We start from the raw sequence: 22,238 nt of genomic DNA on the forward strand, positions 1-22,238 counted from the left end.
TCTGATCGTCACAGACCGCGGAAGAGAATTCAAGCATCCTGAAGCTCTTGAGTGTGGGAATAGATAACGTATTGAGAACAAGCATCTATTACTGTGATCCTATGGCTTCATGGCAGAAGCCTCACTGTGAAAAGAATCATGAATACATCCGCAAGATATGCCCTCAGACAACAACTACCTTCGACAGACTTACCCAGGATGATGTCAATCTCATGATGAGTCCACATAAACAGTGCAAACCGTGAAAGCCTTGGAGGGCTCACACCCATTTAAACTAGCCCAAGATGATGCTTCCTAAAAAGCTCTTAAAACACTTTGGCTTTGTGGGAAATACCCTCTGACGAAGTAATCCTCACTCCCGCGCGCTTTTAAAAGGAAAAATCGAGGTTTAAAGCTCAGAAGCTGTTCCTAGATTCTGAGTCAGAGGCAGTTAAAGCAGCCACCTCGCTCCTGCGAGGCTTGTGCCCTTGATAGGTGCCTGAAGAAACGCTACAATGCTCATTCCGACCGATGAAAGCTATTGAAGCTGTTCCTGAGTTCCTCATCGTCGGCAACGGCTGCGAAGCGTTTTCTTCAGGTGCCTGTCAAGGGTGGCGGACGGTGCCAATACATAAATACAAAAAGCCACTAAGCATTACAAAATTTGAAAGAAATCTGCGGACGAGACCACCATATGTTCACCACGAGATAAGTGGAATTTAGTCTTGCAGAACCCAATTCCAGTTGTCAGCGACCGCATACTCTTTTTTATTTTAGCAAATGCATAAGTGGCTAAATTCCACAATAAAGGGTCTGACAAAATATGTCAAACCCTCTAAAAAGCTGAATTTAGTCTTCAGTATGGAATTTACTTTTACATGTGGAATTTAAACTATTCATTCAATCTTATTTATTTCTATTACAAATACTTGAATTCGTAGCTTATTTTCCCGTCATCTCCGATCTCCAGGATCATGTAGCTGGGCCTTCTTCCCTCCTGTCCTGGGGTAGGAAAGGCTTCCGGGATTAAAGAGCCAGATGCCGTCAATACACTTGGCAACAGGCTTGTGGGTGTGACCAAAGAAGGCGATGTCAGCGCCTCGGTAGGCCGCTTCCGCCCTCAGATTCTCAAGATCCATGGACACCATATAGTGATGGCCGTGGGTGATAAGAACCTTGTGGCCCGCAAGTTCTGCCTCTATCTCCCTGTTAAGGTCGGAGAAGAAGTCATTGTTACCGGCAACAAAATACACGGGGCAGCCGGCTGCCAGGGCAAAACGCCCTTCAGATCCTTCAAAATCCCCGCAGTGGATCACCCCGTCCAGGGGCCCCACAAGGTCCAAAACCGTATAAAAATTGTCGTCATGTCCGTGTGTATCACTGACAACCAGGTACTTATGCATTGTCGGAAAGCTCCTCTTTCAAAAGCTCGGCCATTGCCCTTAAAGCCTTTCCTCTGTGGCTTATGGCATTCTTCTCCTCGGGAGAAAGCTCTGCGCTGGTCTTGCCATACTCCGGCAAAAAGAAAATGGGATCATAGCCAAAGCCGTTCTCTCCGGCGATCTCGTATCCGATCCTGCCCTCCATTTTTGCCTATGGTATCGATCTTCCCTGCGCCGGGAAGGGTGGCTGCAATGGCGCAGACGAATCTTGCGCTTCGCTCCTCATCCTTGGCATCCGCCAATCTCTCGATTATTATGCGGTTCTTTTCGGTATATGGTGTGTCTTTTCCCAGGTATCTTGCGGAATAGATGCCCGGTTCGCCGTTAAGGAAATCAATCTCGAGTCCCGAGTCGTCCGCCAAAACCACTGTGTGGTCTGCTGCCTCAGGATCTTTTTCCTTCAAAAGCTCATATATGGCATCGGCCTTGATCCTGGCATTTTCGGCAAAAGAGCTGCCGTCTTCCACCACGTCCTCGAAAACGCCCGCTTCCTTCATGGAAAGGATCTCGGCGTTAAGGCCGCCTAAAATCTCGCGAATTTCCCTCATTTTGTCCTTGTTGCCTGTGGCAAATACTATTCTCATTCCATCTCCTCAAAGGCCTGTAAAAGAGCCTGATAAAGCCCTTCAGCCATCTTCTTTTTGTAGTCGTCTTCCGAAAGGCGCCGCTTGTCTCCCGAGCCCTGCAGATTTCCCATGTCCAGACGGACCGCCGGGATCCTGCAGTCCATTATCATTTCAGCTTCAGGACCTGCAGGTTTTACTCCGCCTGCATCAGCACCTGAGGCCGCCAGACAGCTCTTTTCCACCAGGTTTGCGAAGGCCGCATTGTTGAAGCCCCTGATAAAAAATCTATCGTTGTAGTAGGAAGTTATTCCGTCCGTCCGGTCAGGAGCCATGTTGCAGGTCAGCTCCACGTAAAGGTCCGCTCCGCTGTCCTTCAAAAAGCTTCTGCCTCTGCTCAGGGGAAACATCCGTATCTCCGAGCCTTGTGTAGTAAATCCTGATTCCGGATTCAGGCTTTTTGGCGGTCTCCTCACGAAGGGCCAGAGCCACGTCAAGGTTAATATCCTTCTCCGAAAGTTCCTCGGAAAAATACCCGGTATCGCTGCCTCCGCAGGCAGGGTCAACCACCGCTATATGATCGTACTTGTCCTTGGGCCTGCTAAAGCGCACCTCGATGGTACTGGAATCCGTCAGGGAGCTCTCGTTGACGTAGAGCCCGTCCAGGGTAAAGTCAAGGCACACGCTTCCCGTGTCGTTCTCCTTGATACAGACGGCCTTCTCCAGAATATCCAGATCCGTCCGCACGGGATTATCCAGGTAAAATCCCTCTTCCCGGCTGTCTATGTAGATGAGGAGCTCATTATCAATGTAGCGGTCCTCAAGGACTATATCATCGGAACTGACGCTCTTGGATAAGGGAATTATCAGCGTATTCTCTTTGCCCGCAGGAACGTTCCTGTCGATCAGCAGCGAATATGAGTCATCGGCGTTTCCTCTGTCAATGTGAGCCTCTGCAGCATCCGTGATCATGATGTGCTTGGTGGCCGAGCGGTGAACCATAAGGCCTATGGCCAGCACCGCGAAGACAGAGGCTTTTATCGCCATCTTTTTCATGTCTTCATTGGTCATTGCTGTTTGTCTCTCTTAGGCGGCTTCGGGCCCATAAACTGGTAAAAATAGGTCTTCAGCATACCGTTGTATATCTTGCGGTTCTTGTCGGCTTTGCGGCCGATGAACTTCTCCGCCTGCTCAAAGCCGGTGATAAGGTACATTGACCAGGAATCCAGGGCTTTGTACCTCTCGCCGATAGTCTTGTAGAGGGCATTCAGCTCATTCTTTTCCCCGATTCTCTCACCGTAGGGCGGGTTGGTTATGATAAAGCCGTATTTCTTCCTGTGGCTTAAATCCGCTATGTCTCTGGTCTGGAAATGGATCATGTGCTCCACTCCGGCCTTTCTTGCATTGATGCGGGCAATCTCCACCATCTCGGGGTCAAGGTCGTACCCCTGGATGTCCACCTCAACATCAGTCAGGATCTCGTCCCTGGCCTCTTCCCTGACATCTTCCCAGTTCTGAGGGTCGATGAGGTGCGTCCAGGCCTCAGCAGTGAAATGCCTGTTCATGCCCGGCGCAATGTGGGCTGCCATCATGGCTGCCTCGATGGGAATGGTACCGCTGCCGCAGAAGGGATCGACCAGGATCCTGTCTGCGCGCCAGGGAGTGAGCATGATAAGTGCCGCCGCGAGATTCTCGGCGATGGGAGCCTTGGATTCCAGCTTCCTGTAGCCTCTCTTGTGCAGGGAATCTCCGGTGGTATCAAGGGCCACCGTGACCTCGTCCTTCAAAAAGGAACACGCGCACAGGGTAGTCGTCGCCGTCCTCAGGGAAGCGGTCAACGTCGTAGCTCTCCTTCATCCTCTCCACCATGGCCTTCTTCATAATGGACTGAATATCTGACGGGGAAAAGAGCTTGCTCTTTACGCTGGAGGCCTTCTTAACCCAGAAACGCCCGTTACGGGGGATATATTCCTCCCACTCAAGGCCTTTGGTTCCCTGGAAAAGATCCTCAAAGCTCTCCGCGTGGAAGCTTCCAACCTTGATCAGTACTCTCTCTGCAGTTCTAAGGCCGATGTTGGCACGACAAACAGCGTCAGGATCGCCGGCAAAGGTCACACGGCCATCTGACACTTCAGTGATATCGTACCCCAGATCGATTATTTCTTTTTTTAATACTGCCTCCAGACCGAAATGGCAGGGGGCTATAAGTTCAAATCTTTTCATACCGTGTAATTATAACATTTAACGCAAAGAGCCGCCACAAGAATGCAAATGCTCTTGCAGCGGCTCTCCGCAAAAATGTTTTATGAAAGGGCTGATTTATGAAAATGAATAAATCACTTGGTTATGTGCAGGACTGCCAAAAGTTTTGCCAAAAGTCCTGTCTTGATGGCTATTGCCACAGCTGCGATGATCACTACTGCTGCGCCTGCCGCAATAGGAAGTACCGGTGAAGGAGCTGCTGTGCCGGGAGTGTCTGTTGTAGGCGTCTGCTCGTCGGCAATTGTGGTTGCATCGCCGTTTGCGGAGGCTGCTGTATTGTTGCCGGCTGCTGTATTGTTGCCGGCTGCTGTTTCTGTGCCTGCTGCGGTGCTGTTGTTGTCGGTATTTGCTGCTTCTGTGGTGCCTGCGCTGTTAGCATCGCCGTTTGCTGTGTTTGTATTATCGGAAGCTGCGGTGTTATCTGTTGCAGCGCCTGCGTTGCCGGTAGTTGTTCCGGCATTTGCGCCTGTTGAAGTGCCTGTTCCTGTGGTTGTTCCGGCATTTGCGCCTGTTGAGGTGCCTGTGCCGGTGGTTGTGCCGGCGCTCGTGTTGCCTGTAGATGTGCTTGTGCTGCCGGATGTGCTGCCACTGCCTGAGCTTGTGCTTCCACTGCCGGTTGAGCTGCTGCCTGAACTGCTGCTTCCGCTGTCGGATGAGCTGCCGGAGCCGCTACCATTGCCGGAGCCGCTGCTGCTTGAGCCCGAGCCGCTTCCGCTGCCGGAGCCTGAGCCCGATCCACTGTTTCCGCTGCCATTTCCGGACTCCTCTTCCTCTTTATCCTTCGCGGAATCCTCTGCAGAACCGGAGATATCGCTCTGGTCCTTGATTGCCTCATAGTTGCCGCCAAGATCCGCAACAATGCCTGACGGTGTAAGGCCTGCGTCAACAAGCGCCTTTGCGCCGGCATCGGTGAGCTTAAGGAAATCTCCAAGGTCAATGGAGCCGTCGGCTGTTCTTAAGGAAGCTGCAACTGCGTAAGGATCTGATGCGTTTGCGTAAGGAGCATCCAGTGATACAAACCAATCGTCTGTAACCTTGAGGCCTTCACTGTTTGCGCTTTCGCCATCCATCCAGTAGAAGTTATCCTTGCCGTAGATCTTGCTTGTGTCCTGTGTTCCCTTGGGCTTTATGTTCTCATTGGTGCTCTTGCCTGTTGTTCTGTAGGAGAGAACGCCCTCAACATAATAATCTGTGTTAGCTGTATCATTTGTATAAAGAGCTACGTTGTTGCTTCCGTTGTTGAAGGACATGCTGTTGTAAACCTGGATGTCAGGGCCTGAGTTGGAATCAATACCCTTTGCCTTGTTGCCCCATGCCACGGAGTTGATGAGTCTGTGAGCTCCCTGAATGCTGGAGCCGCCCATCTTGAATCCGTTACCGTTTCCTTCATTGGTGCCGTCAACTCCATAGCCGTTTGCAAATGCTACAGAATTTCTGATGGTCACCTTACCGATAGGACCTGACTCTACCTTTGCAAAGAGATCCCATCCGTCATCTGCGTTGTTGTAGGAGATACATCCGTCAAATACGATGCCCTCGCCGCAGGTGAGCTTTGCCGCAAAGCCGTCAGCATCCTCATAGCCAAGATCGGCGTTGCTGTAGGATGTGCAGTTGAGTATAAGGTCATAGCTTGGCCACTCATCAAATCCGTCTGTAGTAAGGTATCTGCTTACCTGAATACCTGTGTTTCCGTTCTCATAAGTCCTGATATCCTCAAGAGTCATGTGACTTCCGGATACCTGGATACCCTTCTGGGCATTGGCTGACTTTGTGCAGTCGATTCCGCTGATATACCAGTAATCACCGGCAAAAATGAATCCTGCGCACTTTCCGCCAAAATCAAATATTGCTCTTCCATTAGGAGCCGCCATCTTAATAGGCTTTGAAGGTGTTCCGTCTATTCCCCTTTCAACTTTGACTGTACTGCTAAGGTTGTAAGTTCCGGGTGCAAGCTCAATGGTCTGTCCGGGCTGAACATACTTAACTGCTGTGTAAATGTCCACAGGGTTGTTTTCGGTTCCGTCTCCTGTTGACTTACCGTTCTGAGTTACATAGATCTTTTCCCCGTTATTGATGGTTGCGTACTTAACTGTATGAGTAAACTCTGATGTCTCATAGGAGCTAAGGAACTGGTACTCATCATCCTCGGGATGGAAATCCGCATCAGGAGTAAATGTCACTGCAAATTTATTATCTCCCTTTGCAAGTTTAGTAATAACACTTGTTACTTCACCGGCTTTTACAGCCTCTCCATCAACGAGAATCTTTCCGGCTGAGTCTTTGACAGTGAGCACACCGTCAGCATTTCCTGAATACTGAAGTTCATACTTCTCTGTATTTGAATAGGTAGCTGAGATGATGCTGTAAGCAGGTGCTACATATGTAACAGGTCTGTCCTCAGCGGACTCATCCTCTGAAGGATCGATGGTTGTAAGCTCTACGTCTTTAAATGTCGCCTTCACGTTTCTGGACGCAAAGAATCCGATGTAAACATTTCCGGAATCCAGTTTGGAAAGTGCCTCTGTGTCATAGAACTTCTTCTGAGAGATCACGTTGTCATTTCCGTCAAGATATGAAACAAAATATCCCGTGTTATTCTTCTGTATCCTTAACCTTATCTCGGTAAGAGGCTGGTCGCAGGTTCCTAAATCTTTTTCTGTGGTCTCATTGGCGATAATATTTCCGCCGTAACCCAGAGGCCCGAAGCTCTTCTCCAGTGTGTACATATTGGTGGAGAACTGATTGTTTACCACATCAGTGTTATTAGCTTCAAAAGCTGAAAGATTATCAGATGTAACGCCTTTCTTCTCCTGTGCCCCAAGGCCGAGCTTCATTGTAATCTTTGTATATCCGGGAGTATTTACAGTATAGGTCTCTCCGGTCTCGGGATCATAGCCGTACTCAACCTTGGTTGCGGAGGCCATGTAACTGTTGTTCCAGAATACTGAAGCATCTCCGTTAACACCGACTCTGTCAGCCGCCATAAGGCCGAAGCCCTCCTGGCCGTTTGAAAGAATCCACTCATCAATAACAGCTGTTGCTGTAAAAGTAAAGTTCTGATCTGCAGGGACTGCAGTGTAGTAGAAGGAAAGACCGTCTGTGGAGCCAGGAACGATCTTGCCCTTACCATTCACTGCCCATACGCTTACGGTATCATCCTGATTTACGCTGTAGCCGCATTCACTTGCCTTTGATGAAATTCCCTGTCCAAATGCCGAGAATACCCACTCGGTCTCAGCGTCCTTTGTAACCGTGATGTTTACTGAGCTTTCTTCGGAAACATCTGTTATTGTTTCATTTTCTTCAACTCTGTCGCGATTTGCTATAACAGCAAGCTTGTACTCATTTCCAACTGTAAGACTTGTAAAGATATAGGAATACTCTGTCTTGTTGTTGGTCACAACCTCAGAAGGTGTGTAGGCAGCCTTGGTTGTAAGTCCTGCCGCACTTGAAAGATCTGTTGTAACGATACTGTAGGATGTTGCCTCAGGTACGGAGTAAAACTTAAGAACAACCTTTCCTGCGCCTTTATTTGTTGCAACTTTGATTCCGGGTGCCGCAAGAGGAAGAACAAACTTAAGGTTCTCTGACTTGTCGCTGTTCTTGTCCTCCTCATCTATTCTGTGAGCTGCCACAACAAAGTAGTACTCGCCGGATGCGGAAGGAGTAAATGTTGCTGTACCATTGTCTACCTTGGAGGCGTTCATGACCTTCTCATCTGTCTTGGCATCATACATAACTGCTGTTACGGAATCAGCTCCGTCATAACCGGTCTCTACGGTGAATTTAACGTTTATGGTCTTACCGTCCTCAGAAAGTGAGATCTTGTCGATAACGGGAGCCGCAACTTCACCCCAGGCCTTGCGTTCCTGCACAACTGCCTCTCCGCCTTTCTGAACAACAGTGATCTTATAGACTCTTGCGCCTCTGTTAAGCGTCGTATCCTCAGGTGATACAAATCTGTAGGTACCCTCTCCGAGGCCGTAATATGTAAGTGTAGCCTTGGATGTACCCGTAACGAACTCTATATTCTCATTATTTGAAACAGTAGTCTTGGCATCGCCGCTAACTCTAACCAGCGCAACCTTTGATGTGTTGGAGCCTCCTGTGGAGCTTGTCTCAATGGTCACATTGGCATTGCCTGTAACAATGAACTCAAAGTAGCTGCTCTCAGACTTTCCAATCTCCGTTGAGGTTACCTTTTGGGTGCTGGAGTTAATGCGCTTTGTAACACCGCCATAAGCTGTGATATAACCGTTGGCAAAAGTTGTTCCTACTTCAATAACTTCTTTGTCCTTTGCAGCAGTAAGGGTTGTAGCGTCAAATACATAGGTAGTTTCGGCAGCGCCGCCTTCGGGTTCCTCAGGGTCAACATTAACCTTTTCTGTAGGGATAACAATCTTCATGTCATCGCCGTTGTCAGCAAAAGGATCCCATGTTCCAAGGAAAGTCTCTACCGAGATGCTCTTTCCGTCGGTGGTCTCTTCCTTGTCACTTACCGGGGCCCAGCTGACTCTTTTGCCCGTATTATCAACGCCCTCTGCCATCTCATAGGTGCCGTACTCGACGTTCCTTTCGGTTGTGCCGCTGAGTGTTGAAAGCCAGCCATCGGGCATAATAAGGGATGCCGATGATGCCTTGTGCTGATAGCAGGTTGCATCCACTACAGTGTTGTAGAACACTACTTCGGAGGTGTTTGCCGCCCATGGTCTTCCCAGATATCCGGCCTTTGAACCGTAGGAAGAAGCTGTGTTTTCTCCGGGAACAGTGGATGTTACCTTACAGTTGTACATAAGGTAGCCTCTTGTTGCAGCGTCTTTCTGCTGAGCGGCTGTGATGTAGCCGACGTCATTGCTGTCCTCGGAAGTATTGAATATAAGGTTACACTTAGCAAAAACAGCTGTCATTCCGCCGAAGATATAGTCTGTTCCGCCATAGATATCGCAGTTGTAATATGCTTCCTTTGAACCGGGATCACCGTAAAGTGTGTCCTGACGTCCAATGAATGCGCAGTGGTTGAAATATGTCTTGTCTGCAGCTGTGCGGATTGCCATAGCTGCGGCTCTTTCAACGTATTTTTTGTCCTGAACGGTCACATCTCCGGCAGACAGGCCCGCGCGGGGAGCCGATCCCTCTTTTGCGGAGCTCTGCTTAACAATGGTGTCGGCAGCCGCAAGATCTGACTGATACTGGTTAAAAGAGTTCTCAAAAATAATATCGTAAGCTTCAAAGCCGGCTGCATTCACAACAACCGTTGCGTTCCAGTAGCTGCCTGAGGTTGTGCCGCTGCCGGGATTTGTAAATGAAGGATATCCGTTGTAGTTGTTTACCTCCAGAAGCTTGGCATCATATTTGCAGTCATCGCCCATGCTGTAGTAAGTGTAGCCATGGCCGTAGTAGCCTGTGATCCTTACGGAATCCTGTGCAAGGGAAATGCCCTTGTTTACAGGAGTGATGCTTGCGCCCTTTACGGCGTTCTCAAAGGTAACGTTGGGTGTGTCGATAACCAGCATTTCCTGGTAGTCGCCGGGCTGGATCTTTACTGTAACTCTCTGCTGTGAAGCATCCCTGTCCATGTTGCGGATCGCTTCCAGAGCCTCATTTATTGTGCTGTAGTCCTTGCCCTGACCAACGGTAACGGTCTCGGAATAAGGAATCTTCTCAGGTGCTTTGGTAGATACGATGGGCACCTTAACAACGTGCTCGATATCCGCCTCGTGGATAATAGCGTCATAGGAGTGCTTCTCGTCGAATTCGTATCCCGAAGGAACACCTGATACATCAAGTCTGTACTGTCCTTCTCTCAAAGCAGCTGATTCATCAGCAATATCTTTTCCCGAGAAGGTGTATTTGTAGGTTGTGTCCGCAAAGTCCTTCTCCTTATCCAGAAGAATGAAGGTAAAGCTTGCATTCTCAAGGTCTGCCATGGTGAGGTCGCTCTCAGTTACCTCTACGAAAACCGGTACAACAACCTTCTGGACAAAAGAAATTACGGCGTCTGCTGTTTTCTTGTCAGCCTTAAAGGTTTTGGTCAAAAGCTCGTAGTCATCAACGCCAAGCGCTGTAAGGTCGTATTCCACGCCCTTTTCAAGGGTAACCTCAAAGGATCCGTCACTTGCAAGCTCAAACTTTGGAACATAAACGGAGGTCTCGGACTTTGGAGCAAATACAAGCTCAAGGTTTTTCTCGAACCCTTCCGGCATTCCGGCGCCGTATACAAACTCAAGATTTCCCTTTACAGAAACCAGCTCAACAGCAGACACGGCAACATCCATGGTTGTGTCACCGGAAATGCTCACTGCGCTGTCTGAAGTGATGATATACTCATCAGCTCCCTCAAGAGACATCTTGTATTCAAAGCCCTGAGCCAGAACAGCGCTGTAGTTGCCGTCCGAAACGGTGGCCTTTACTTCGTTGCCGTTTTTGGTATTGGTGAAAACAATGTCAAAAGAGCCTGTTCCATCAAAGCCTGAAACAGAGCCTGAAAGAACGCTGTACTTGGCGTGCTCGCGGTAAACCCTGGCAACTACCAGCTTCTCTTCTATTGAGTACAGCTTGTATTTTGATGTAGCAGCGGGATAGAAGACCATCTTCTTGGCCTTGCCGGAGCCAAGATTGAATACATCAGATGCCTTATCCGTAGAATCACTCTCATTCTCAAAAACAAGAGTGGATTCAGTGCCGTTACTGGACACATAGTATGTCATTGTGTCATCGGCCTGACATGCAACCGAAAGGTATACGTCAGTACTCGCCTTTATATTCGAATACAGATAGCCGCTAAGGCTGGTCCCGTCATCCGCAACAAGGCTCTTTTCATCATATCTTGTCACTTCCGTATTGGTGGTTCTGATACGGTGGCTGGTCTTGCCTGCAGCGTTAAATGAAAAGTCTCCGCCGTCAATGGAAAAATCTCCAACACTGACTCCTGTGGATCCGGGTTCAATGTTACTATTTGCATTAAAGCTGTTAAGGGTAGCCACATCAAGCCTGTTGTTGTAGGCGTCTCCCAGATTCTCTGCACCGAAATCCCATACGTCTGTCTTGGAATCGTCAAAAGACCTGTCGGAAACAGCCGCAGCTTTCACAGCGCCAAGGACAGCTTTGGTCTTTAACGCCTCTTTCACAGTCTCCTCCTCGGCCTCTTCCCCGGTTTCCTCTTCGGCTTCCTTGGCCTCTTCCCCGGCTTCCTTAGACTCTTCGGTCTCCTCTATAGTCTCTTCTTTTGCTGCTTCCTGTGTTGTAGCTTCCAAGGAAGCATCCTTCTTCTCGTCTTCATCAGAAAAAGCAGCCTTTTTTCTCGTCTGCGCCTTCCTCGTCATCTTCGGATGAAAGGCCGCCTGTGGCTGCATCTGTCTTGCCTGAGCCCGCATCGTCATCAGGTTCAGTATCTTCTTGTGAAACCGCTTCCACTTCAGTCTCAGATGTCTCAGCGCCGGTTTCCGCAAAGGCCACCGCTCCGGACAAGTTAAAAGACATAGTGGAGAGCCCCATAGTTACTGAAAGAATCGCCGCCATGATGCCCGCAGCAACCTTTCCCCTTCTCGTTCTTCTTGTCATACTTAATCCTCCCAAATTTAGTCCAACAAGCACAAATTATGTATGCGAATGTAAACGCTTACATTCCGCGTGAAATAATCATAGCATAACGGTCCTTCAAAATATATTGTAAAAGCACCACAAAGAATTGTTAGCGGTTTCATGAAATATGAACAATAAAAGCGGGAAATTGAGGTCTGTTTTAGTGAGAATAGAATAAGAATTCTAAAAAATATATAAAGAATGCATAAATTGCAAGAAAAAACAGCCGTATCAAAGATACGACTGTCTCATGTATAAGTGTGCGTGACAGGATTCGAACCCACGACCTTCTGGTCCGTAGCCAGACGCTCTATCCAGCTGAGCTACACGCACATATGCCAATTGCGGCAACACACTATATTATATGCACTACAACCGGCTTTGTCAACAAAAATATTACCCCGCTGTTTTTGAGGCAGCGGGGCAGTTATCATTGCATCTTTTCCGCAGCTTCCTCAGCCTTGGTCTGAGTAACAAGCTTCTCCATGTCGGATCTGGCAAATTCGAAAACAGGCCATGAGTTTTTCCGAGAAGACGCCGCACTCACCGTTCTTGATCATCTCATAGGCTTTGTCCATGGGATATGCAGATTTGTATACCCTGTCGCTGACAAGAGCATCATAAACATCCGCAAGGGCGGTAAGCTGAGCTCCTATGGAATTATCTTCCCCCTTAAGCCTGTCGGGATAGCCACGGCCGTCATATCTTTCATGGTGATGACGGCAGATATCAAGGCACATCTCATAGTATTCCTTGTCCTGAACGTCCTTGAGCATCTCTATTACTTCGCTTCCCCGTGTGGTGTGGGACTTCATTATCTCAAACTCTTCGTCGGTAAGGCGACCGGGTTTTAAGAGGATAGAGTCCGGCACCGATATCTTGCCGATATCATGCATGGCCGAGGCCTGGGTAATGACATCGATAAGGTGGGGATTGAGCCCAGTTCCGGATAATTGTTCATGGCAGTAAGAGCAAGGATCCGGACAAAGCCCTTGATCCTCTTAAGGTGATAGCTGGACTCCATGCTTCTGAACTCAACAATGGTGGCAATGGTGTCTATTACCTTCTCGTTGCTGTTACGCAGCTTCTCTTCCTGCTTCTTAAGATACAGGAACTGTTTCTTTAAAACCCTTGTCTGGTCGTCAACCTGACTCTCCAGAGAGTTCTTGTGATCATAGAGCTCTATTGTTCTGGATACACGCTTATCTACAATTACAGGGTCGAAGGGCTTATGTATAACATCGGCAGCCCCCTTCTGGTAAACTGGTACGCTCCGCCTCCGTAGAGGTGTCCGCTGTGATCATCAGGACCGGAATGTCCTCATTCAGGTTATCCATCTCGCCCATCTGTTCCAGCACAGCATATCCATCCATCTCAGGCATGACAATATCAAGGAGAATCGCCGCCAAGGTCGTCTTTTTTCTCCTTCATGATATTGATGGCTTCGGGTGCCGTCTCCGGCCTCTATGATGTTGTACTTATCCTTGAATATCTCTCCAAGAATGCCTCTGTTTATCTCGTTATCGTCAACTACAAGGATTGAACGATCAGCCATATAAGCCTCCACGCATGTTTCTAGATCTTACCTTTCCACGATGGCTGCGCAGCCCATACCGCCGCCTACGCACAATGTTGCGAGACCCTTGTGTACGTCTCTTCTTGCCATCTCATGGAGAAGTGTAACAAGAATTCTGTTTCCGGAACATCCAACAGGGTGTCCCAGTGCGATGGCGCCGCCGTTTACGTTGAGCACGTCATTGGAGAATCCAAGATCATGCTGAACAGCCACAGACTGTGCTGCAAACGCCTCATTAGCTTCTATAAGATCAAAGTCGCCGATTGAATATCCGGCTTTTTTCATAACCTTCTGTGTTGCGGCAACAGGGCCGATGCCCATGATGCTGGGCTCTACGCCTGCAAGCTCTCCGGCGATCCATGTACCCATGGGTTTAACACCCAGCTCTTTTGCCTTCTCCTCACTCATAACGATAATAGCGGAAGCCGCGTCGTTGATACCTGAGGAATTGGCCGCTGTAACTACGCCGCCGTCCTTTTTGAAGGCGGGCTTAAGATGAGAGATTCCCTCAACGGTAACGCCTTTTCTGGGTCCCTCGTCGGTATCGAAAATGATGGTCTCTTTCTTTTTCTTGATCTCAACAGGAACGATCTCGTCCTTGAACTTGCCTTCCGCAATGGCCTTCTCGGCCTTGTTCTGTGACCAGGCTGCAAACTCGTCAAGCTGCTGCCTTGTAAGGTGCCACTGCTCTGCGATGTTCTCGGCTGTGATGCCCATGTGATAATTTCCAAAGGCGTCGGTAAGGGCATCCTTGATCATGGCATCCTGCAGCTCGCCTGAGCCCATGCGGTAGCCGTAACGGCCCTGCTGCATCAGGTAAGGTGCCATTGACATGTTCTCCATACCACCTGCCACGATGATGTCAGCATCGCCCATGCCGATAAGCTTTGCCGCAAGGTTCACACAGTGAAGTCCGCTTCCGCAAAGTACGTTTATGGTTGTAGCAGGAACCTCAACAGGGATACCTGCGTTGATCGCTGACTGTCTTGCGGGATTCTGTCCAAGGCCTGCCTGGATAACGCATCCCATGTAAACTTCATCAACCTGTTCCGGTTTGACGCCGGCTCTTTTTAATGCTTCCTTAATAACGATTGTTCCAAGGACCGGTGCCGGTGTGGTGCTCAGGGCTCCCCCCATGGTTCCGATCGCTGTTCTGCATGCTCCTGCCAATACTACCTTTCTTGCCATTATCCCTTTTCCTCCATCCATGTTTTTATTATAGAAAAAAGAAGCGGCAGACCCGCAATTGCAGAGTCTCACCACTTCCATTTTATCATCTTAATGTATAGCACTCAACGCATTTTAGATTATTTTCAGAAATGCCTCCCGGGAAAAGAGTCAGCTTTCACCGCCATGTTTCCTGTATAAACTAAGGGGCAGCTCAAGTCCATGATCCTCAAGGAGCTTCTCGTTTCGAAGTATTTCCTGCGCATCCCCGTCGGCGATGATGGTGCCTTCGTCAAGGAGTATCACCCTCTTGCAGGTATCCATGACAAAATCCAGGTCATGGGAGGTGATGATCTTAAGGCAGTCAAGCTCATTCAGTATGCCGATGAGGTTTCGGCGGTTCTTAGGATCCAGGGCAATGGACGGCTCGTCCATGATAATGATATCCGGCTCCATGGAAAGGATCGTGGCGATGGCCGCAAGCTTCTTTTCCCCGCCGGAAAGCTTGTAGTTGTGCTTCTTTCGAAGTTCCGTGATGTGCACCCTCTCAAGAGCCTCCTGAACGCGGCGCTCTACTTCCTCGTCAGAAAGGCCGTAGTTCTGAGGTCCGAAGGCCACATCCTCCTCGATGGTGGAAAGGAACAACTGGCTGTCGGAATCCTGGAAAACATAGCCCACATGCTCCCTGATGTGGTTTAAGTTCTTCCTGTTAACGGGATGTCCGGAAACCTCAAGGGTTCCCTTGCATTCCAGCCTAAGCCCCACAAGGAGCTTCATCAGTGTGGACTTTCCGATTCCGTTGGAGCCGATGATGCCGATGCTCTCTCCGTCATGAGCCACAAGGTTTACGTTCTCCAGGACCATGTTTCCGTCCTCGTAGGTGAAGCTTAAGTTTTCGATTTTAAGAAGTTCTCCGTGTACTCCGGTGTGCATTACTGTCGTCCTTTTCTAAATCACTTTGCGATCAAACAAAGAATCTGATCACGATAAATATCGCTATCCATATTATCGGAAAAAAAGAAATCTACGGGTTTAGCCGCACGCTTTTTTACCCGAAAATCGCCATTAAAGCCTCTCAAAGTCATGCTCTCATACACAGCTCCCGCCCGGTCCATGCTTCGAAGCAGCCACTGTCCCACCAGCGTTCCCCAGGCCTTGTAGTGTATGCCCTTCTGGGACGGGGCTCTTAAGTGATAAGCCGTGGTGATGCGATTCGCTTCGTTCCCCATAAGCCCGAAATACCGGTAGATCAGGAGGATGACTATGACGATGACCTTCGGCACGTGCAGCATTCGAAGGGCGTAGCACAGCTCCTCAATGGAAGTCAGCGCAATGAGAATGTAGGCTGTAAGCACCGTCAAAAGACCTTTCAGTATCAGGGTCAGCATCGACACCATTCCGCCTGTGATGGTGATCCCGGCAGGATTCTCGGCTGTAGCGCCAAATATCATCACCGGAGTCCTGTCAAAAAAACGGATTGAAGATGCCCACAAATATTACCAAAGGCAGTATCAAACGCATTCTGTACAGGCCCTCCTTGAAGGAGAGCTCTCCCACGATAAAGCAGAACGCCGGGAATACAGCCATCAGGATCAGCCGCTGCAGATCATATTTGTCGACAGACGCCACCATAAATACGTAAATAACGCAAACAAGCAGCTTCCCCAGAGGATGAAGCCGGTTCATCCAATGGGAACGCTGCTGAAGTTCCTGAAGCCTGTTAAGTTCATATAAATGATCTTCGATTGATTTCATGAAACCTGCTTAATTGCTATTATATCAGGCACTTGCCTCCGTAGTCTCTTCCTTCTTTTTGAAGAATCTGAAGGCGTAGCATGCACCTACGGTAACACCTACAACTACCAGAGATCCAACGATTCCTGAGAAGCTGGTGCCTACAGCTGACTCACTGTTCTTAAATGCATAGTCAGGCAAAAGAGATGTGGCATCCTGGATACCTGCTGCAGTATCATATGCTCCGCCCTCTGCCTCAAGTTCTGCTGTTCCGGCAACCTTCTCCATGGACCACTCAAGTCCATCAGGGAATGCTGATGCAACCAGAGAGATTGCTCCGCCTGCGATCGCTGCGCAAACTGCAAGAACGATGATTGTTGTCTTGAATGAAAGCTTGCCCTCTTTAGCCTCGGTCTTCTCACCAACGCCCCAGAGAAGCTCAGGTCTTGCCTCGTGTACGAATACAAGAACTGCTGCTGTGATAAGTCCTTCTACAAGACCGATTGCCAGGTGAATAGGCTGCATTGTTCCAAGGAATACGGAAAACGGAAGCTCTGTAACACCGGACAAAAGTGTCTCAATACAAACTGAGAAAGCACCAAGCTGAAGAGTAAGAACACATCCGATGATTGAGGCCGCGATTATCTTCGCTTTTGTTGCTCCCTTCTTCATCATGGGTCTCCATATAAGAAGCGCACCTATAAAGCACCCGTAGAACGCCATGTTCCAGACGTTACAGCCTAGGGCTAATAGTCCTCCGTCGGCGAAAAGAAGACATTGGACAAGAAGTACTCCTATCATGGTAAGGAATCCCGCAAAAGGTCCAAGGAGTGCAGAGAGCATCATGCCTCCACAAAGGTGTCCTGATGAACCTGTACCGGGTATAGTAAAGTTCAGCATCTGAGTCGCAAATACGAAAGCTCCCATAACTCCCATTACCGGGATCTTCTCAGGAGCGCTTTCCTTCCTGACCTCATTAACTGATACTCCTGCTGCCGCAGTTGATAATACATACATTGTTCCGGCCACTGCCGGTGCCACAAGGGCGTCTGCCATATGCATAAAGTAAAACCTCCCAACTATACTTTTTGGCTCTGATGACCGCCTGCGCAGCAGACATTTTGGCCAATCTAATTGTGTATTTTTATTAATACGACACAGCTAAGTATAGTGGCTGGCCATATGACCCGCAAGCCCCCCAGGGGGTTATTTTTATGCATTAATTGCGGTGTAGCCGAATACCTTAACCGCGTGGAGCCGGTTGGGGGAGATTATTTCTCTGTCTTCTTCTCCGCTTCTTTCCTGGCGAAGATGCCGCGGATGGCCTCGTCGTAGGGAGCCCTGAGAACGCCGTACTCTGTAACGATGCCGGCTATCAGCTCGTTGTCCGTTACATCGAAGGCGGGGTTATATACATTTATCCCCTCGGGCGCCATGCGCTCCTTGTACCACATTTCCGTAACTTCCTCAGGTTTTCTCTGTTCTATCTTGATGTCATCTCCTGTGGGAGTGTTCAGATCAATTGTTGAAGTAGGCGCGCAGATATAAAAAGGAATTCCGTATCTCTTTGCCGCAAGGGCCACCATGCTGGTTCCGATCTTATTTGCCGCATCGCCGTTGGCTGCAACCCTGTCGCATCCTGTGAAGATAGCATTGATGGCGCCGCTCTTCATAAGAGATGCCGACATGTTATCGCAAAGAAGGGTTGTGTCTATTCCTGCGGAAGAAAGCTCATAAGCTGTCAGTCTTGCGCCTTGAAGCAGCGGTCTTGTCTCATCGCAGTATACCTTGATCTTGTAGCCCTTCTCATGGGCAAGATACATGGGCGCAGTTGCGGTGCCGTACTTGCAGGCACACAGCTGTCCTGCGTTGCAGTGGGTAAGAAGACCGTAGCCGTCCTCGATAAGTGTAAGACCATACTCGCCGATGCGTCTGCAGACGTCGATGTCCTCCTGCTTGATGCGCTCGCACTCGTCGTGCATTTCCTTTATGAGGGCGGATCTGAGCTCGGGCCAGGATTTCGATTCGCGGGAAGCAGATGCATCTTTTCCCGAGGCGGTTTCCCGGAGCGAAGCAGATGCTTCTTTTCCCGGAGCATCTGTGAGATTCTTGTAAACGTCTTCCACGTGGGCCTTCATCCTCTTAAGAGCCCAGGACAGGTTAACGGCTGTGGGCCTCGATGAATTCAGATAATCACTCTTCTCCTGGAGCTCACTCATGAATTCCTCGTAGCTTCCGGCGGCGGAATGCTTCATCAGAAGGTAAAGCCCCATTCCGGCGCTGACGCCGATGGCAGGAGCTCCTCTTACCTGCAAAAGGTAAATTGCATCCCATATCTCTTTTCCCGTGTGAAGTCTTATGATCTCGGTTTTACCGGGAAGCAGGGTCTGGTCGATGATCTCCAGAGCGTCGTCTTCGTCTATAAGGGCAACGGTTTCGTAATCTAAAATGCTTTTCATTGTAGGTCTCCGATCTTGTATTTATTTCAAATATTGGGTCACCAGGCTTTGTCTGATATCGCTTAGACTATTATATATTATTTCCGGGCGGTTGTGGTCATGAACTACCCTCACCGACTCCACGTCGGAAAGGATTTCTGTTATGCCGCATGGCGGCATGAACCTGCAGGATGCTCTATGCATCCTGCAGAACAGGGCATGTCCACGATGCCCCTATCCCATTGGCTTACCTTTGGGAATACTTTCCTTAAGATGTTTGCAGCTCCATTTATGTCTGCATTTGTTATTGTACCATCATAGTGCCTGTAAAGTCCTCTCTGTATCCTCTTGCCTGAAAAATCGAAGTTCTCTTTCGCATTCTTTTTATACACAGGGATATAGTCTTTTGCAAGAAAGTCTGCCTTTGATGTGTAGCTTTCTTCCGTGAGAACAAACTCTATACCATATTCAGCAAGTTTGTATCTGAGCATGTCTGCAAATATCAGCATTGGTATCTGCACAAAGTTCTGGTTATTGACATGTCCTATACCTATCTCCCGTTTCTGGTATGTATTATGCCCCATCACTACTACATCTACATGGTTATCCCTTGCATAGTCTGCAAGCTGTCTGCTCACCTTATGGAACTGATCCTTTATCCTTCTGTTCCTCTTTTCAGTAAGAGCATTCATCTTTCTTGTCCTGTACCTGTTGTTGCATGTCATGGCACAGGATGCGAGTCTTTTCATCTCTTTGTTGTAAAACTGGTTGATTGACTTGATCACTCCTCCCTTAATCACAAATGGCCTTGCACCAAAAGTGTTGGCTACAGCTACCAAGTTGTCTGTCCCGGGATCTATAGCCATCACTCTCATATCTTTCAGTTCCTCTATATCCGAAAGGTCTGAGAGGATATCCTTATCAGCCATTGGGATCATCCCCATATCAGGAACAGCTAGGACTACATCCAGGACAAAGCTGTTTCCACAGGGCTTTATACGCACTTCCTTAAGGCATGCTTCTTCATGGAGCTGGCCAAGAGACAGCTTATCCCTGGTACCGGGAAACTTAAGACAGTCATTATTGATCCTGCAGATCTGATTTGTCAGGATGGCTGTTTTGAACGAGCCCCGTGACATATATCCCGGCATCTTGGGGCGACCCGTGAAAGCTTCATGATTTCTTCCATATGCTTTTACAGCTTCAAAGAAAGACTTATAGTCCCGAAGGAGGAGTTTCAGTATCTGCTGATTAGCCTGTGCCGGAAGGGCATAGTACGCCTTATCCCTTGTAACCTTTAGCAGATAGTCCAGACCATTGTATGAGAGCCACTTACTGTCACCAAGATATTTAGTCCCTGAAAGATTATCTCTTACGAGCCTGTAAACCATCATCTGATTTGGGAAAAGAGGCTTGAACTCAGCCATTGAATCAACCGATGACGAATACTGCCTTAAGATGAAATTTGCCCTGTTGTACAGAACGGCTGATGATCTGCAGATACCCCTGCAGTAGTCATAGAGTATGTGGTTTCTGCTTATCCTGTATTGCCTTGTTCTGTACACGGTTGAAAATTCCTTATCAGTATTCTATAGTTAGTATTATAGCATACTTTTCAGAAGCATACAAACATTTGTTCTCTTTAGATGTGGAGCAAATTTATGCAGAAATCAATAGTAGAAATAGTAGAATCAGATATCCTGAACGAGTACAGAAGAGGCTCACATTCCGTATACAAACTCACATACCATATAATTTTCGTGACTAAATACAGAAAGAAAGTGATCACTGATGAGATCGGTGATTTCATGAAGAATTACGCAGCTTACCTCTGTGGCCGCATGAACAGTGAACTTATTTCAGCAGAGACAGATGTTGATCACATGCATCTTCTGATCTCCATGCCACCTGATGTGGCACCTGTAAAACTCATTAACTCATTAAAATCGCAATTATCCAAGGAAGTAAGAAACACATATAGAGCACACGTTGAGAAATACCTCTGGGGAGATTCTCCCTTCTGGAGTGCAAGTTACTTTTGTGCTACCACCGGAAGCGTTTCTCTTGATACTGTTAAGAAATATATTGAAGATCAGCGAACAGAAGAACACAAACGCAAATACATTAAGACCGGGAAGTACAAAAAGAAAAGCTAGTGCGATTCATCACGCAACCAACTTCATCGGAAGGGATTTTCTCGCACGTAATATCATAATTCAAGGACGCTTGCCGCAATTGCAGATTCATCACTAAAGATGAGTATGAAGAAAGGCAAAAAGAATGCGGAATAGATCCTAATATACTATCCCATCAAGAAACAATCGCCCGGGCAGCATTGCCCGGGCGATCGTTATATACGTCTAATAATTCAACCTGCAAGATCTATCAATTCTTAGCAGCGAGCTCGTCTTTGAGTCTCTTTGTAAGAGCGGGAACAACCTTGTTGAGGTCGCCTACGATACCGTAGTCTGCTACGTCAAAGATGGGAGCGTTCTCATCTTTGTTGATAGCGATGATGATATCGGACTCTTCCATACCCGCAACGTGCTGGATGGCACCGGAGATACCGATAGCGAAATACAGCTGAGGACGAACGGTCTTACCGGTCTGTCCAACCTGCATATCCTTGGGCTTCCAGCCTGAATCTACAACTGCACGTGAGCAGGAAACTGTTCCGTTAAGAACCTCTGCGAGATCCTCAAGGAGCTTGAAGTTCTCGGGTGATCCAACTCCACGTCCGCCGGATACAAGGATCTTGGCAGCCTGGATATCTTCAACTGCTGAAGTCTCTTTAACGATCTTAACGATCTCTGTGTAGCAGTCGTTCTTCTCGAAGCCGGGATTGTAGTCTACAACTTCTGCCTTAGCACCCTTGATAGGATCGATCTTCTGCATAACGCCGGGACGAACAGTAGCCATCTGAGGTCTGAAGTCAGGGCATGCGATGGTTGCGATTGTGTTTCCACCGAAAGCAGGACGTGTCATAAGAAGCTGTTTGTGCTTCTGCTCTCTGCCCTCAACAGGCTCAAGAGGGAAATCTCCGATATCAAGCTGAGTACAGTCAGCTGTAAGACCTGTGTGTACTCTGGATGATACTCTGGGGCCAAGGTCACGGCCGATGGCTGTTGCGCCAACCAGAAGGATCTCAGGCTTGAACTCGTTGATAACTGATGCAAGAGCGTGTGTATAAGGCTCTGTTCTGTAATCCTTAAGCTCGGGATCGTCTACTACGATTACTCTGTCTGCGCCGTACTCAGCAAGCTTGTCAACAAGTCCCTTAACATCGCTTCCAAGAAGTACTGCGGTTACTTTTTTCTCATCGAGGTCTTCTGCAAGACTCTTTGCTTTGCCCAGAAGCTCCAGGGCGATGCCTGAAAGTTCGTTATCTACCTGCTGAGCAAAGATAAATACACCTTTATATTCTTCTAAAGACATGACTCTTCTCCTTTTTCTATAAATAATTATTTCCGGTCGTCAAGTTTTCATTAAATGCCTG

At 48.4% G+C, this 22,238-nt stretch carries 18 protein-coding genes, 1 tRNA gene and 2 pseudogenes; 2 read left to right on the forward strand and 19 right to left on the reverse strand.

From position 1 onward, the window contains the following. Positions 1–53 precede the first annotated feature (53 nt). Positions 54–245, forward strand: coding sequence for a hypothetical protein (locus tag T456_RS22465; protein WP_155838074.1), 192 nt, complete (start codon positions 54–56; stop codon positions 243–245). A gap of 687 nt (positions 246–932) precedes the next feature. On the opposite strand, the gene T456_RS19840 is transcribed toward T456_RS22465, so the two are convergent. From T456_RS19840 to T456_RS0110940, 18 genes and pseudogenes are all read right to left on the reverse strand, one after another. Beyond that, entirely contained in the window at positions 933–1,382 is a 450-nt protein-coding gene (locus T456_RS19840) for a metallophosphoesterase (RefSeq protein WP_330369734.1), read from the reverse strand. Further along, a pseudogene (gene rdgB / locus T456_RS19845) lies at positions 1,375–2,005 on the reverse strand (RdgB/HAM1 family non-canonical purine NTP pyrophosphatase). The gene T456_RS19840 and the pseudogene rdgB overlap by 8 nt, the downstream one beginning before the upstream one ends. Further along, positions 2,002–2,364: an N-acetylmuramoyl-L-alanine amidase gene (locus T456_RS0110880; protein ID WP_197026881.1), complete on the reverse strand. Its 363-nt coding sequence runs from the start codon at positions 2,362–2,364 to the stop codon at positions 2,002–2,004. The pseudogene rdgB and the gene T456_RS0110880 overlap by 4 nt, the downstream one beginning before the upstream one ends. Then, entirely contained in the window at positions 2,309–3,055 is a 747-nt protein-coding gene (locus T456_RS0110885; RefSeq protein ID WP_024866169.1) for an N-acetylmuramoyl-L-alanine amidase, read from the reverse strand. Before T456_RS0110885 ends, T456_RS0110880 begins: the two co-directional genes overlap by 56 nt. Beyond that, positions 3,052–4,207: pseudogene (locus T456_RS19850) on the reverse strand (THUMP domain-containing class I SAM-dependent RNA methyltransferase). Before T456_RS19850 ends, T456_RS0110885 begins: the two are co-directional and overlap by 4 nt. 113 nt (positions 4,208–4,320) lie before the next feature. Continuing rightward, positions 4,321–11,568: a pectinesterase family protein gene (locus T456_RS21325; protein ID WP_024866170.1), complete on the reverse strand. Its 7,248-nt coding sequence runs from the start codon at positions 11,566–11,568 to the stop codon at positions 4,321–4,323. Further along, complete coding sequence (locus tag T456_RS0110900) at positions 11,525–11,806, reverse strand: hypothetical protein (RefSeq protein WP_024866171.1); 282 nt, start codon at positions 11,804–11,806, stop codon at positions 11,525–11,527. The genes T456_RS21325 and T456_RS0110900 overlap by 44 nt, the downstream gene beginning before the upstream one ends. A 280-nt stretch (positions 11,807–12,086) precedes the next feature. Further along, positions 12,087–12,160, reverse strand: a tRNA-Arg gene (locus T456_RS0110905). Positions 12,161–12,282: 122 nt separating this feature from the next. Then, a complete protein-coding gene (locus tag T456_RS23115) occupies positions 12,283–12,723 on the reverse strand; it encodes an HD-GYP domain-containing protein (protein WP_051465020.1) in 441 nt (146 codons plus the stop codon). A 333-nt stretch (positions 12,724–13,056) separates the two neighbouring features. Further along, positions 13,057–13,209, reverse strand: a complete 153-nt coding sequence (locus tag T456_RS24085; RefSeq protein WP_334291124.1) for a hypothetical protein — start codon at positions 13,207–13,209, stop codon at positions 13,057–13,059. Continuing rightward, positions 13,152–13,382, reverse strand: a complete 231-nt coding sequence (locus T456_RS23125) for a response regulator (RefSeq protein ID WP_242835942.1) — start codon at positions 13,380–13,382, stop codon at positions 13,152–13,154. Before T456_RS23125 ends, T456_RS24085 begins: the two co-directional genes overlap by 58 nt. Positions 13,383–13,409: 27 nt before the next feature. After that, a complete protein-coding gene (locus T456_RS0110915) occupies positions 13,410–14,591 on the reverse strand; it encodes an acetyl-CoA C-acetyltransferase (protein ID WP_024866172.1) in 1,182 nt (393 codons plus the stop codon). A gap of 150 nt (positions 14,592–14,741) precedes the next feature. Continuing rightward, positions 14,742–15,503, reverse strand: coding sequence for an energy-coupling factor ABC transporter ATP-binding protein (locus T456_RS0110920; RefSeq protein WP_024866173.1), 762 nt, complete (start codon positions 15,501–15,503; stop codon positions 14,742–14,744). A 20-nt stretch (positions 15,504–15,523) separates the two neighbouring features. After that, positions 15,524–16,021 carry an energy-coupling factor transporter transmembrane component T gene (locus T456_RS23130; protein WP_242835938.1) on the reverse strand — a complete coding sequence of 166 codons (498 nt, stop codon included), beginning with the start codon at positions 16,019–16,021 and terminating at the stop codon, positions 15,524–15,526. A 13-nt stretch (positions 16,022–16,034) separates the two neighbouring features. Then, positions 16,035–16,325 carry an energy-coupling factor transporter transmembrane protein EcfT gene (locus T456_RS23135; RefSeq protein ID WP_242835931.1) on the reverse strand — a complete coding sequence of 97 codons (291 nt, stop codon included), beginning with the start codon at positions 16,323–16,325 and terminating at the stop codon, positions 16,035–16,037. A 24-nt stretch (positions 16,326–16,349) separates the two neighbouring features. After that, positions 16,350–17,366: an energy-coupling factor ABC transporter permease gene (locus tag T456_RS0110930; protein ID WP_024866174.1), complete on the reverse strand. Its 1,017-nt coding sequence runs from the start codon at positions 17,364–17,366 to the stop codon at positions 16,350–16,352. 209 nt (positions 17,367–17,575) lie between these two features. Beyond that, the gene (gene mtnA, locus T456_RS0110935; RefSeq protein WP_024866175.1) at positions 17,576–18,763 is read right to left on the reverse strand and encodes an S-methyl-5-thioribose-1-phosphate isomerase; all 1,188 of its coding nucleotides are present in this window, start codon (positions 18,761–18,763) and stop codon (positions 17,576–17,578) included. A 140-nt stretch (positions 18,764–18,903) separates the two neighbouring features. Next, entirely contained in the window at positions 18,904–20,307 is a 1,404-nt protein-coding gene (locus tag T456_RS0110940) for an RNA-guided endonuclease InsQ/TnpB family protein (protein ID WP_024866176.1), read from the reverse strand. A 96-nt stretch (positions 20,308–20,403) separates the two neighbouring features. On the opposite strand from T456_RS0110940, the gene tnpA reads away from it, so the two are divergent. Further along, positions 20,404–20,898, forward strand: coding sequence for an IS200/IS605 family transposase (tnpA, locus tag T456_RS0110945; protein ID WP_051465022.1), 495 nt, complete (start codon positions 20,404–20,406; stop codon positions 20,896–20,898). 229 nt (positions 20,899–21,127) lie between these two features. On the opposite strand, the gene T456_RS0110950 is transcribed toward tnpA, so the two are convergent. Beyond that, a complete protein-coding gene (locus T456_RS0110950) occupies positions 21,128–22,177 on the reverse strand; it encodes an electron transfer flavoprotein subunit alpha/FixB family protein (RefSeq protein ID WP_024866178.1) in 1,050 nt (349 codons plus the stop codon). Positions 22,178–22,238 lie beyond the last annotated feature (61 nt).

This window comes from Butyrivibrio sp. FCS014, from assembly GCF_000526935.1.
In the GTDB taxonomy this organism is placed as follows: domain Bacteria; phylum Bacillota; class Clostridia; order Lachnospirales; family Lachnospiraceae; genus Butyrivibrio.

What these genes read in the sequence shown, in the direction of transcription:
- T456_RS19840 (WP_330369734.1), bottom strand. Translation starts at nt 1,382, where the DNA reads ATGCATAAGTACCTGGTTGTCAGTGATACACACGGACATGACGACAAT.
- T456_RS0110885 (WP_024866169.1), bottom strand. Translation starts at nt 3,055, where the DNA reads ATGACCAATGAAGACATGAAAAAGATGGCGATAAAAGCCTCTGTCTTC.
- T456_RS21325 (WP_024866170.1), bottom strand. Translation starts at nt 11,568, where the DNA reads ATGACGAGGAAGGCGCAGACGAGAAAAAAGGCTGCTTTTTCTGATGAA.
- T456_RS0110900 (WP_024866171.1), bottom strand. Translation starts at nt 11,806, where the DNA reads ATGACAAGAAGAACGAGAAGGGGAAAGGTTGCTGCGGGCATCATGGCG.
- T456_RS23115 (WP_051465020.1), bottom strand. Translation starts at nt 12,723, where the DNA reads ATGCATGATATCGGCAAGATATCGGTGCCGGACTCTATCCTCTTAAAA.
- T456_RS24085 (WP_334291124.1), bottom strand. Translation starts at nt 13,209, where the DNA reads ATGCCTGAGATGGATGGATATGCTGTGCTGGAACAGATGGGCGAGATG.
- T456_RS23125 (WP_242835942.1), bottom strand. Translation starts at nt 13,382, where the DNA reads ATGGCTGATCGTTCAATCCTTGTAGTTGACGATAACGAGATAAACAGA.
- T456_RS0110915 (WP_024866172.1), bottom strand. Translation starts at nt 14,591, where the DNA reads ATGGCAAGAAAGGTAGTATTGGCAGGAGCATGCAGAACAGCGATCGGA.
- T456_RS0110920 (WP_024866173.1), bottom strand. Translation starts at nt 15,503, where the DNA reads ATGCACACCGGAGTACACGGAGAACTTCTTAAAATCGAAAACTTAAGC.
- T456_RS23130 (WP_242835938.1), bottom strand. Translation starts at nt 16,021, where the DNA reads ATGATATTTGGCGCTACAGCCGAGAATCCTGCCGGGATCACCATCACA.
- T456_RS23135 (WP_242835931.1), bottom strand. Translation starts at nt 16,325, where the DNA reads ATGAAATCAATCGAAGATCATTTATATGAACTTAACAGGCTTCAGGAA.
- T456_RS0110930 (WP_024866174.1), bottom strand. Translation starts at nt 17,366, where the DNA reads ATGCATATGGCAGACGCCCTTGTGGCACCGGCAGTGGCCGGAACAATG.
- mtnA (WP_024866175.1), bottom strand. Translation starts at nt 18,763, where the DNA reads ATGAAAAGCATTTTAGATTACGAAACCGTTGCCCTTATAGACGAAGAC.
- tnpA (WP_051465022.1), top strand. Translation starts at nt 20,404, where the DNA reads ATGCAGAAATCAATAGTAGAAATAGTAGAATCAGATATCCTGAACGAG.
- T456_RS0110950 (WP_024866178.1), bottom strand. Translation starts at nt 22,177, where the DNA reads ATGTCTTTAGAAGAATATAAAGGTGTATTTATCTTTGCTCAGCAGGTA.